This window comes from Actinomadura sp. 7K534 (genome assembly GCF_004348575.1).
Classification (GTDB): Bacteria; Actinomycetota; Actinomycetes; order Streptosporangiales; family Streptosporangiaceae; genus Spirillospora; species Spirillospora livida.
This window is the reverse complement of the sequence record NZ_SMKB01000016.1, coordinates 26,497-38,406: the sequence shown is the minus strand read 5'-3', so window position 1 is coordinate 38,406 and position 11,910 is coordinate 26,497. Positions and strand designations below refer to the sequence as shown.

Below are 11,910 nucleotides of genomic sequence, written 5' to 3'. Positions count from 1 at the left end.
CGCGTCCGGCGGGCGCGGAACGCAACACCGGAGCGAGACCTAGGGAAGGCCACCGAGTGGCAGCCAGCAATGAGGGCATCACCAACCCGTCGATCGACGAGCTCCTCGAAGTCGTCGACACCAAGTACGGCCTCGTGAGCATCGCGGCCAAGCGCGCCCGGCAGATCAACGCCTACTACGCCCAGCTGGGCGAGGGCCTGCTGGAGTACGTCGGCCCGCTCGTCGAGACGCAGGTCCAGGAGAAGCCCCTGTCGATCGCCCTCCGCGAGACGCGCGAGGGCCTCCTGAACGCCGAGCCCATCGAGGGCTGAGAGCGCCCCGGGAGAGCGCCCCGCCGGGGCGACCCCGGCGGGAACCCGTCCGGTGCCTGATGGCACAGTGGGCGGCATGACCTCCCCCAAGCCGCGCGTCGTGCTCGGAGTGAGCGCCGGCATCGCCGCGTACAAGGTGTGCGAACTGCTCCGGAGGCTCACCGAGTCGGGCCACGACGTCACCGTCGTCCCGACCGAGGACGCGCTCCGCTTCGTCGGCGAACCCACGTGGGCCGCCCTGTCGGGGAAACCGGTCTCGACGGGGGTGTGGGACGGCGTCGCCGACGTCCCGCACGTCCGGCTCGGGCAGCAGGCCGACCTGGTCTTCGTCGCCCCCGCCACCGCCGACCTGCTGGCGCGGGCCGCCGGCGGCCTGGCGGACGACCTGCTCACCAACACCCTGCTCACCGCCCGCTGCCCGGTCGTCTTCGCGCCCGCGATGCACACCGAGATGTGGGAGCATCCCGCGACGCAGGCGAACGTGGCGACGCTGCGGAGCCGCGGCGCCGTCGTCGTCGAACCGGCGTCGGGGCGCCTCACCGGCAAGGACACCGGCCCCGGCCGGCTGCCCGAGCCCGCTGAGCTGTTCGAGGTCGCCCGGCACGTGCTGGCGCGCGGCGCGGACGGCCGCGACCTCGCCGGGCGGCACGTCGTCGTCTCGGCCGGCGGCACCCGCGAGGCCCTCGACCCCGTCCGCTTCCTCGGGAACCGCTCGTCGGGCCTGCAGGGCTACGCGCTCGCCCGCACGGCCGTGGCCCGCGGCGCCCGCGTGACGCTCGTCTCCGCCAACGTGGCCCTGCCCGACCCGGCCGGGGCCGAGATCGTGCCCGTCGGGTCGGCCGAGGACATGCGCGAGGCCGTCCTGAAGGCCGCCGGCGCCGCCGACGCGGTCGTCATGGCCGCCGCCGTCGCCGACTTCCGCCCGGCCGGCTACCAGGACTCCAAGATCAAGAAGACCGAGGGGAGCGAGCCGGAGCCGATCCGGCTGGCCAAGAACCCCGACGTCCTGGCCGAGCTCGGCGAGAGGCGCCGCCCTGGGCAGGTGATCGTGGGCTTCGCCGCCGAGACCGACGACGTCCTGGAGAACGGCCGCGCCAAGCTCGCCCGCAAGCGCTGCGACCTGCTCGTCGTCAACCAGGTCGGGGAGGGGCTCACCTTCGGGCGGCCGGACAACGCCGCGGTGATCCTCGGGGCGGACGGCTCGCAGACCGAGGTGCCGCGCGGCGCCAAGGAGGCGCTGGCCGAGGTGGTCTGGGACCAGGTCGCCGCACGCCTCGTCCCGCCGCCGGCCGGCTGACGCCGCCCACGCCCGGCGGCCCGCGGCCGGCGCGCCGCCGGCCGGTGCGGCGGAGCCCCCCGGCGTCTCCCGGCGATCGCGGCGGCGTTCGGCGTTCCCGCTAGACTCCGCAATGACACCCGTGGGAAACCCGGCGGGGGGCGGGGTCCCCTGCCGAACTCGACAAGACATCCGTCCCTGCGACGACAGTCAGCAGCCGCTGCAAGGAGTTCACGTACGTGCCTCGCCGCCTGTTCACCTCCGAGTCCGTCACCGAAGGACACCCGGACAAGATCGCGGACCAGATCAGCGACGCGATCCTCGACTCGATGCTCAAGGACGACCCGAAGAGCCGGGTCGCCGTCGAAACGATGATCACGACCGGGCAGGTCCACGTCGCCGGTGAGGTCACCACCGAGACCTACGTCGACATCCCGGGCGTGATCCGCGAGAAGATCCTGGAGATCGGCTACGACTCGTCCAAGAAGGGCTTCGACGGCCACTCCTGCGGTGTGTCGGTGTCCATCGGCGCCCAGTCGCCCGACATCGCGCAGGGCGTCGACGACGCCTACGAGGCCCGCGAGGGCGAGGGCGTCGACGAGCTGGACCGGCAGGGCGCCGGCGACCAGGGGCTGATGTTCGGCTACGCCACCAACGAGTCGCCCGACCTCATGCCGCTGCCGATCACGCTCGCGCACCGGCTCGCGCACCGGCTGTCCGCCGTCCGCAAGAGCGGCGACGTCCCCTACCTGCGCCCCGACGGCAAGACCCAGGTCACCATCGAGTACGACGGCGACCGCGGCGTCCGCCTCGACACCGTCGTCGTGTCCAGCCAGCACGCCCCCGACATCGACCTGAAGGAACTGCTGACCCCGGACATCAAGGAGCACGTCGTCGACCCGGTGCTCGCCGGGTTCGAGCTCGACACCGAGGGCTACCGGCTGCTGGTCAACCCGACCGGCCGCTTCGAGATCGGCGGCCCGATGGGCGACGCCGGGCTCACCGGCCGCAAGATCATCGTGGACACCTACGGCGGCATGGCGCGGCACGGCGGCGGCGCGTTCTCCGGGAAGGACCCGTCCAAGGTCGACCGGTCCGCCGCGTACGCGATGCGCTGGGTCGCCAAGAACATCGTCGCCGCGCAGCTCGCCGACCGCGCCGAGGTCCAGGTCGCCTACGCGATCGGCAAGGCCCACCCGGTCGGGGTGTTCGTGGAGACCTTCGGCACCGAGAAGGTCGCCCCCGAGAAGATCGAGAAGGCGATCTCCGAGGTCTTCGACCTGCGCCCGGCCGCGATCGTCCGCGACCTCGACCTGCTCCGCCCGATCTACCAGCAGACCGCCGCGTACGGCCACTTCGGCCGCAGCGAGCCCGACTTCTCCTGGGAGTCGACGGACCGCGCCAAGGACCTGGCCTCCGCCGCCGGCCTGTAGCCGACCGTCCGGACCGTGGTCCGGCAAACGGGAAGAGCCCCGGGGGACGCCGCCCGGGGCTCTTCTTCGTACGTGCGGTGTTTCGTTCGGCGTGGAGGTCGGCCGCGTCCGCTCAGGGGGCGCAGTGGGTGCCGCGCTGGAGACCGTAGCGGGCGCCGATGGCGTAGCGGCCGGGCGCGTCCGCCTTCAGCCGGATGAACTCGCCCTCGCGCGCCAGGCACGCGTCCCCGCCCGTCACCCTCAGCCAGGGCGACCAGTACGCGCGCACCAGGACGGAGCCGCTGGACGGCATGTCCACGACGAGTTCGCCCGCGTCGAGCTTGTGGATGGACGCCGGGCGGTCGACAAGGGGCGTCGCCCGCAGGACGCGGTACAGCCGCCAGTGCTCGTCGTGCCAGATCTCCGTCAGGTACGGCTGGCCCTTGGCGACGAGCGCGGCCTCCTCCTGCGCCGCCCAGTCGTTCTCCTGCTCGGGCAGGACGACGTACTGCACCGCCCACTTGTGCAGCCAGTCGCGGTAGGAGTCGGACGTCAGCGCGCCGTCCTCGTAGAACAGGCCGTGGCGTTCGGCGTCGACCTGGCGGTTCCAGCCGCGCGCGAGGGTGAAGTGGCGGCTCAGCCCCGCCGCCTCCCAGTGGGAGCGCAGCGGGACGACCTCGATGCGCCCCTTGCCGGCGCCGAGGTTCGTCAGCTCGGTGACGAGGCCGCTGGCGTGCGCGGCGGCCTCGTCGGCGGGTTCGGTGTGGATGAGGTCGTCGACGGGCTTCACGACCTGCCAGGACGCGGTGACGATGAAGGCCAGGGACAGCACGGCGATCCGCAGGCGGCCGTGCGCGCGCGCGACGGCCGACAGCAGGAACATCCCGCCGAACAGCAGCGAGAGCCGCTCGACGTTGCTGCCGACCGGGGACGGGATCAGCCACGTCAGGACGATCCCGGCCAGGTACACGGCGGCGCCGACCCGGACGAGGGTCCAGTTCTTCGGCGCGCACGTCAGCACGGCGATCACGCCGGTGACGGCGGGCAGGACGATGGCGGTGAACGAGATGGGCTGGATGCCGTCGAAGGGGAACAGCAGGCTCGTCGTGCCGACGACGAGGGGCAGGCCCACGGCGAGGCAGACCCCGGCGCGGCGGCGCCCGGTCAGGAACAGCGCGGCGGCCAGCACGAGGAGGAACAGGCCCGCGACCGGGCTCGCCAGCGACGCGAGGAGGCTCAGGACGACCATCCCCGCCGCGCGCAGGGCGGGGGTGCCGCGGCGGGTGAACGCCGCGAGCGTCGCCAGGAGCGCGAACATGAGGCCCAGCCCGAACGTGGTCCGGCCGGACGCGGCGTTGCACGCCAGCGCGAACGCGACCCAGAGGGAGGCGGGCAGCGCCACGGGCGCCTTGAACCGCCGCAGGAGGTGCGCGGTGAGCGCCGCCGAGACCGTGCCGGTCACCACGGCGACCGTGCGGATGCCGAACAGCGCCATGAGGTGCGGGGACAGGACGCTGTAGGAGGCCGGGTGCATGCCGCCGTACCAGGCGAAGCTGTACGCGGCGTCTGGGTGCTGCCAGACGAAGTCCGTCCACGCGGCCTGCGCCGCGAGGTCACCGCCTTCCGTCGCCAGGTACAGCGCCCACACCAGGTGGAGGACGGCCGAGGCGAACGTGGCCGCCACCACGGGGTGACGCGGGTTCGCCCACTTTCTCCAGGGCGCAGGGGACGCGGAGCGGCGCGACGCGCTTCGCAGGGCAGGAGCGTCCGCCCGCTCTCGGGTATGCGGTGTTGTCATCGCCTGCTTGTCATCGCCTGCACGGGCTCGTCGGGCGGCTGGGACTCGGGAGGCATCGGGCGGTTGACCGGCGCGACCGGTGGATGCGCACCCCGTTCGAACGGATCAACCCTAGCGTGCGCGATCGGCTGTCGGGCTGATCTGGTAGGACGGGGTCGTGACGAAGGACGGCGGGGGGACGGACCTCATCCCGGGGCTGGGCGATCTGCCGGAGCGGCCCGCGGACGGGCCGGGCAAGTCCGCTAAGCCGGGCAAGAACGGCAAGCCGGGGAAGGCCGCGAAGAAGGGTGCGCGGCGGCCCGCCGAGGACCTCCCCGTCGCGCGGATAGCGGTCGACATGTCCCTGCCCCACCTGGACAGGCCCTTCGACTACCTGGTTCCCGCCGAGCTGGACGCAAGGGCCGTGCCCGGATGCCGCGTGCGGGTGCGTTTCGCCGGGCAGCTCGTCGACGGTTTCCTGCTGGAGCGGGTCGCCGAGAGCGGCCATGACGGGAAGCTCCTGTACCTGGAGCGGGTCACGTCGTCCGAGGCCGTCCTCACCCCGGAGGTGGCGGCGCTGGTGCGGGAGGTGGCCGACCGGTACGCGGGGACGTTCGCGGACGTGCTCCGGCTCGCCGTCCCACCGCGGCACGCCCGTGTAGAAGCGGAGCCTGTGGCCGCGCCCGGTGACGACGACGAACCGCCCGATGCCAGTGCCGAAGGTGACGGCGCCGGAGTGGACGTCGGCGTATGGCGTGACTACCCGGCGGGGGCCTCGTTCCTGAGCGCTCTGGCCGATGGCAGGGCGCCCCGTGCGGTGTGGACGGCCCTGCCCGGGCCCGACTGGACGGGCGCCATAGCGCGCGCAGTCGCCGTGGCCCTGCGGAGTGGACGCGGCGCCCTGGTCGTCGTGGCCGATGGCCGCGATGTGGCGCGGATGGACGCCGCGCTGGAGGCGGAGCTGGGGGAGGGCCTGCACGTCGCGCTGACGGCGGAGCTCGGCCCGGCGGAGCGCTACCGGAGGTGGCTGGCCGTCCTGCGCGGCTCCGCGCGGGCGGTGGTGGGCACGCGCGCCGCCATGTTCGCCCCCGTCGCCGAGCTCGGCCTGGTCGTGCTGTGGGACGACGGGGACGACGTCCACGCCGAGCCGCACGCGCCGTACCCGCATCCGCGCGAGGTCCTCGCCCTGCGCGCCCACAGGGTGGGCGCGGCGGCGCTGATCGGCGGGTACACGCGGACCACCGACGCCACCCAGCTCGTCGAGACCGGCTGGGCGCACGCGCTCGCGGCGGACCGGCAGCGCGTCCGGACGGCGATGCCCCGCGTCCGCTACGTCGGCGAGGACGCCCAGCTCGCCAGGGACGCCGCCGCGCGTACCGCCCGCCTGCCGAACGTCGCGTTCGAAGCGGCGCGGCAGGCGTTGCAGGACGGGCCCGTCCTGGTGCAGGTGCCGAGGCGCGGATACGTGCCGGGCATCGCGTGCGGGCGCTGCCGTACCCCGGCCCAGTGCGCGGCCTGCCAGGGGCCGCTGTCGCTGCCGTCGTCCCATGCCGCTCCGCACTGCCGGTGGTGCGGGCGCATCGCGGGCGACTGGCACTGCCCCGAGTGCGGCTTCTTCCAGGTGCGTGCCGTGGTGGTGGGCGCCAAACGCACGGCGGAGGAGCTGGGCAGGGCGTTCCCCGGCGTGCCGGTGCGCACCTCCGGCCGGGACGCCATCCTCGAACGGGTCGGCCCCGAACGGGCTCTAGTGGTGGCCACGCCCGGGGCGGAACCGCCCGCCGAGGACGGCTACCGGGCCGCGCTGCTGCTGGACGGCTGGGTGCTGCTCGGGCGGCCGGACCTGCGCGCAGGCGAGGAGACGCTGCGGCGCTGGATGAACGCGGCGGCGCTCGTGCGCCCGCAGGGGCCGGTCGTGGTGGCCGCGGAAGGGACCCTGCCCGCCGTCCAGGCCCTCGTCCGGTGGGACCCGGTCACCTACGCGGAGCGCGAGCTGGCCGAGCGCAGGGAGGTCGGTTTCCCGCCCGCGGCGCGGATGGCCTCCCTGACCGGGACGCCCGCGGCCATCCGGGACCTCCTGGCCGACGCCCGGATGCCCGACGGCGCGGAGGTGCTCGGGCCCGTCCCCGTCCCGCCGGCTCCCGGCCCGCAGGCGGGAACCGACGCCCAGGACAGGGAGCGCGCACTGATCCGCGTGCCCCGTGCCGCAGGGCACGCGCTGGCGCGCGCGCTGAAGGAAGCCCAGGGCGTGCGCAGCGCGCGCAAGGCCACGGAGACCGTACGAGTCCAGATCGACCCCCTGGAGTTGATCTGACCAATAGGGTTCTCGCGTGGCCGACAACTGGGTGGAGACCACCGTGGGCGACCTGCGGCGGTGGGCGGACGAACACGGCGAGGCGCTGGACGAGCCGGGAGCTCGGATCCTGCTTGACCTCGCGCAGAAGGAGATGGGCCTGCCCGGCCCGGATGCGCTCACTCCGGAGCATCTGCGCGAGCTCCTGCTGAAGGTGTTCCCCGAGTCCGTGGTCGCCGGGCGCGAGGACGTCCCCACGATCCTGGACGTCCTCCGCCGGATCGCCGCGTACCTGCGCGACACGAAGGCCGTGACGCCTGACGCCGCCGCCGGTCTGGAGGCCGAGATCGACCGGATCGGACCCGAGTTCGAGGAGCTCGTCGCCTCGGTGGACACCGAGGAGCGGCAGGCCGCCGCGGAGGTCATCGGCGGGCTGATGCAGGCCGACGGGGTCTCCCTGGACGACCAGGAGGCGGTCGAGGCGTGGATCAGCGACTTCGAGGCGCTGCCCGACCACGAGCGCTACGCCCGCACCGAGGGCTACCTGCGCCAGGTCGAGGAGCTGGTCGTCCCGCCGGTGCACCTCGCCCCGCAGGCGGAGCTGGCGGACGCCGTGCGCCGGTCCCGCCTGACCCGGCTCACCCTCGCCCTGGCCGACTGGACGGGCGAGCGTGACCTCACCGAGCACGACACGCTCACCGAGGCCGACGCCGAGGCCGCCGGTGCCGCGCTCGGCCTGGACACCCCGCGGCGGCACGGCCAGATGGAGGACTCGGGGGAGCTGGAGCGGTTCTGGTGGGCCGCCGTCGAGGCGGAGGTGATCACGGCCGACGACGGTACGGCCGGCCCAGGCCCCGCCCTGGACGGCCTCCGTTCCACCGATGACACGACGCTGCTCGGCGCCTGGCTGCCGCTGTTCGACGCTCTGGCGGTGCCCGGCCACGACTATGCGGACGGCCTGGACGCGGTGGAACTCGTCCAGAACGAGATGACCGGCGTCCTCATCCACCTGTACGAGCAGGAAGAGCCGACGGAGCCCGCGACCCTTCTCGGGGCGTTGCTCGGCCACGTCGAGGAGGCGTACGACCTGTCGGACGCCGATGGCATGCCGGCGCTCGTGTCGGACGCGTTCCACCTCGAACTGGCGACCCTGGAGGAATGGGGCGTCATCCAGAAGTCCGGTGCGGAGGAGTCCGGTGAGGGGCGCGAGCTGACGCCGCTGGGCGTGTGGGCCGTGCGGGAGCTGCTCATCGCGGACGGCTTCGCCGCGCCGGTCGTCGGCGAGCTGGCCGGCGCCAGGGCGTCCGAGCTCATCGCCGGCCTCACCTGGTACCGGCCGGAGGCCGCGGACGAGGAGATCGACGGCTGGCTGGCCGGCCAGGACCCGAAGGACGCCGCCGCCGACCTCCTGGACGTCATGCGCACCGGCGGTCCGGGCGCGCGCAACCTGGCGGCGGCCGTCCTGCACCGCATCGGCCCGGAGGCCGCCGGCGTGGTCCGCGCCGCGCAGGAGCATCCGCTCGTCTCGCCCTACGCCGCGCTTTGGCTGAACGCCACTGGGGACCCGTCGGGACGGGAGCTGGCCCGCGAGGAGTACCTGTGGGTGTTCGTCGACACCGTCGCAGGGATGCTGGAGACCGCCGAACCCGAGGAGGCGGTCGAGGCGGCGCTCCTCGACACCCCGCCGGGGACGGAGATGGAGCAGATGGTCGACGAACTGTGGCGCACCGACCATCCCGGTGTGGCCGACGTCCTGGAGGCCCTGGGCGCGCACCACCCCGACAGGGCGACCGCCAAGGCGGCCCGCACCGCCGCCTACAAGGCGCGTTCGGCCAACCAAGGAGCCGGTCGCAGCGTGTGAATGTTCACGGCTCGCCTCCGTAGACTGAACGGAGCATCCCGCCGTGCACGAACCGCAGGAACTCCCGGGGAATCTCGTAGGAAACGGAGCCTTCGTTGGCCGTCAAGCCCATCCGCCTTTTCGGTGATCCCGTGCTGCGCACGCCCGCTGAGCCGGTGAAGGACTTCGACAAGGAGCTGCGGCAGCTCGTCAAGGACCTCACCGACACGATGATCGACGCGCCCGGCGCCGGCCTCGCCGCGCCTCAGCTCGGTGTCGGCCTGCGGGTGTTCACCTACTACGTCGACGACCGGCTGGGCCACGTGGTCAACCCCACCCTGGACCTGTCGGACGAGCGGGAGACCGACGACGAGGGCTGCCTCTCCCTGCCCGGCCTCGCGTTCCCGACGCCGCGGGCCGTCCGCGCCGTGGCGAAGGGCTTCAACATGCACGGGGAGCCGATCACGCTCGAGGGCACCCACATGCTGGCCCGCTGCGTGCAGCACGAGACCGACCACCTCGACGGCATCATCTTCATCGACCGGATGGACCCGGAGCAGCGCAAGGCCGCGATGAAGGCGATCAGGGAGGCCGAGTGGTTCGGCGACCCGGTCCCCGTCGTCAAGGAGTCGCCGCACCGGACCTTCGGGAAGGCGATCTAGGTGCGGCTCGTCTTCGCGGGCACCCCCGAGACCGCGCTCCCGTCGCTGAGAGCGCTTCTGGAGTCCTCGCACGAGGTCGCGGCGGTCGTGACCCGTCCGGACGGGCGTTCGGGCCGTGGGCGCCGTCTGAGCGCCAGCCCGGTCGGTGCATTCGCCGCCGAGGCCGGTCTGGAGGTGCTCAAGCCCGCCAAGGCCCGCGACCCCGAGTTCCTCGACCGGCTGCGCGAGATCGCGCCCGACTGCTGCCCGGTCGTCGCGTACGGGGCGCTGCTGCCTCGCGCGGCCCTGGACATCCCGCGGCACGGCTGGGTGAACCTGCACTTCTCGCTGCTGCCCGCGTGGCGCGGCGCCGCTCCCGTCCAGCGCGCCATCCTGCACGGCGACGACATGACCGGCGCGGCCACGTTCCAGATCGAGGAGGACCTGGACACGGGTCCCGTCTACGGCGTCCTCACCGAGCCGATCCGGCCCGATGACACCACCGGTGACCTGCTGGGCCGGCTGGCGGTCGCCGGCGCCGCCCTCCTGCGGGACACGATGGACGGCATCGAGGAGGGGGTCCTGGAGCCCCGGCCGCAGCCCACCGAGGGCGTCTCCCACGCGGCCAAGCTGACCCCCGAGGACGCGCGCGTCGAGTGGAACAGCCCCGCCCTGCACATCGATCGCCTCGTCCGCGCCTGCACCCCCGCCCCGGGTGCGTGGACCAACTTCCGCGACATGCGGGTCAAGCTGGGGCCGGTGCGCCTCAGGCCCGACGCAGAGAAGCTCTCCCCAGGTGAACTGCGCCCTAGGAAGAACGAGGTCCTGGTGGGGACGGCCACACACCCTGTCGCCCTTGGCGAGGTCCAGCCGCAAGGGAAGCGCCGCATGGGCGCCGCCGACTGGGTACGCGGGCTCGACCTCACCGGCAAGGACGCGCTGCACTGATGCCGCCCGCACGCAATCGCCGACACACCCAGAACCGCAGGCCCGGCGGGCCGCGCAAGACGGGACGCCCGCAGGACCTCGTCCGCCGCACCGCGTTCGACGTCATCCGCGCAGTGGAGACACGCGACGCCTACGCCAACCTGCTGCTGCCCTCCCGGCTCCGCGACCGCGGGCTAACCGGACGCGACGCGGCCCTCGCCACCGAGCTGACCTATGGCACGCTGCGGGGCCGCGGTACCTACGACGCGGTGCTCGCGCTGTGCAGCGACCGCGAACTGCGTCGCATCGACGCGCCGCTCCTGGACGTCCTGCGCCTCGGCGCGCATCAGATCCTCGCGACCCGCATCCCCCCGCACGCCGCGGTGGCGACCACGGTCGAGCTGGCGCGGTCGGTCTCCGGCCCGGGGCAGGCCAAGTTCGCCAACGCGGTGCTCCGCAAGGTCGCCGGCCGCGACCTGGACGCGTGGCTGGCGATCGTGGCACCCGCCGACGCCGACACGTTGACGCGCCTCTCAATTGCGCACAGCCACCCCAAATGGATCGTGTCCGCTCTGCGGGACGCCGTCGGCGCCGCCGAGATCGAGGATCTGCTCGCCGCCGACAACGACCGCCCACGCGTCACCCTCATTGCCCGCCCCGGCCGGGCCACGGTGCAGGAGCTGCACGAGGCGGGTGCCAAGCCGGCGCCGTACTCGCCGTACGCCGCCATCTTGGGCGAAGGGGACCCTGCGGATATCACTGCCGTCCGTGACGGGCGCGCCGCCGTCCAGGACGAGGCGAGCCAGATGGTCGCCCTGGCCCTGACCGAAGCTCCCTTGGACGGCCCAGATGCGCGCTGGGCCGACCTCTGTGCCGGGCCTGGAGGCAAGGCGGGCCTGCTCTCGGGCCTGGCGACCCAGCGCGATGCGCGGCTGCTGGCGGCCGACATCCAGCCGCACCGCGCCGGCCTCGTCCGCCGCGCGGTCGACGACCGCGCCGGGGTGGTCGCGGCCGACGGCACCGCGCCCGCGTGGCGGCCCGGTTCCTTCGACCGGGTCATGGTGGACGCGCCCTGCACCGGCCTAGGCGCGCTCCGGCGCCGCCCTGAGGCCCGCTGGCGGCGCGGCCCCGAGTCGGTCGCCGAACTCGGCCCCCTCCAGCGCGGGCTGCTCGCCTCGGCCTTGGACGCCGTCCGCCCGGGCGGTGTCGTCGCCTACGTCACCTGCTCGCCGCACATCGCGGAGACCCGGGTGGTCGTGGACGACGTCCTGCGCAAGCGCGACGACGTGGAACGGCTGGACGCGCCGTCCGTCCTGGCGTCTGTGGCGCATGACCTGACCGGATTGGGGAACGGCCCTTACGCCCAGTTCTGGCCGCACCGCCACGGAACGGATGCGATGTTCCTGGCTCTGTTGCGCCGCACCTGACCTCCTGGA

9 protein-coding genes are annotated in these 11,910 nt (G+C 73.6%); 8 read left to right on the top strand and 1 reads right to left on the bottom strand.

Going from position 1 to position 11,910, the window contains the following annotated elements; genetic code table 11:
- Positions 1-56 precede the first annotated feature (56 nt).
- The 3 genes from rpoZ (at position 57) to metK (ending at position 3,020) form a co-directional block, all read left to right on the top strand.
- Positions 57-311, top strand: coding sequence for a DNA-directed RNA polymerase subunit omega (rpoZ, locus tag E1266_RS05845; RefSeq protein ID WP_021597645.1), 255 nt, complete (start codon positions 57-59; stop codon positions 309-311).
- A gap of 76 nt (positions 312-387) precedes the next feature.
- On the top strand, positions 388-1,608 hold the full coding sequence (gene coaBC, locus E1266_RS05840) for a bifunctional phosphopantothenoylcysteine decarboxylase/phosphopantothenate--cysteine ligase CoaBC (protein WP_132044499.1): 1,221 nt from the start codon (positions 388-390) through the stop codon (positions 1,606-1,608).
- Between the two features lie 218 nt (positions 1,609-1,826).
- On the top strand, positions 1,827-3,020 hold the full coding sequence (gene metK / locus E1266_RS05835; protein ID WP_132044498.1) for a methionine adenosyltransferase: 1,194 nt from the start codon (positions 1,827-1,829) through the stop codon (positions 3,018-3,020).
- A gap of 112 nt (positions 3,021-3,132) precedes the next feature.
- Here metK and E1266_RS05830 read toward each other — a convergent pair whose 3' ends face one another.
- Complete coding sequence (locus E1266_RS05830) at positions 3,133-4,686, bottom strand: MFS transporter (protein WP_132044496.1); 1,554 nt, start codon at positions 4,684-4,686, stop codon at positions 3,133-3,135.
- 268 nt (positions 4,687-4,954) lie between these two features.
- Here E1266_RS05830 and E1266_RS05825 point away from each other — a divergent pair, with 268 nt between their 5' ends.
- The 5 genes from E1266_RS05825 to E1266_RS05805 all read left to right on the top strand — a co-directional run bounded on the left by E1266_RS05825 (position 4,955) and on the right by E1266_RS05805 (position 11,901).
- Positions 4,955-7,087 carry a primosomal protein N' gene (locus tag E1266_RS05825; protein WP_132044494.1) on the top strand — a complete coding sequence of 711 codons (2,133 nt, stop codon included), beginning with the start codon at positions 4,955-4,957 and terminating at the stop codon, positions 7,085-7,087.
- A 16-nt stretch (positions 7,088-7,103) separates the two neighbouring features.
- Positions 7,104-8,927, top strand: a complete 1,824-nt coding sequence (locus E1266_RS05820; RefSeq protein ID WP_132044492.1) for a hypothetical protein — start codon at positions 7,104-7,106, stop codon at positions 8,925-8,927.
- Between the two features lie 95 nt (positions 8,928-9,022).
- Positions 9,023-9,568, top strand: coding sequence for a peptide deformylase (gene def / locus E1266_RS05815; RefSeq protein ID WP_132044490.1), 546 nt, complete (start codon positions 9,023-9,025; stop codon positions 9,566-9,568).
- The gene (gene fmt, locus E1266_RS05810; protein ID WP_132044488.1) at positions 9,569-10,495 is read left to right on the top strand and encodes a methionyl-tRNA formyltransferase; all 927 of its coding nucleotides are present in this window, start codon (positions 9,569-9,571) and stop codon (positions 10,493-10,495) included.
- Entirely contained in the window at positions 10,495-11,901 is a 1,407-nt protein-coding gene (locus tag E1266_RS05805; RefSeq protein WP_132044486.1) for a transcription antitermination factor NusB, read from the top strand. The genes fmt and E1266_RS05805 overlap by 1 nt, the downstream gene beginning before the upstream one ends.
- The last annotated feature ends 9 nt before the right edge of the window (positions 11,902-11,910 follow it).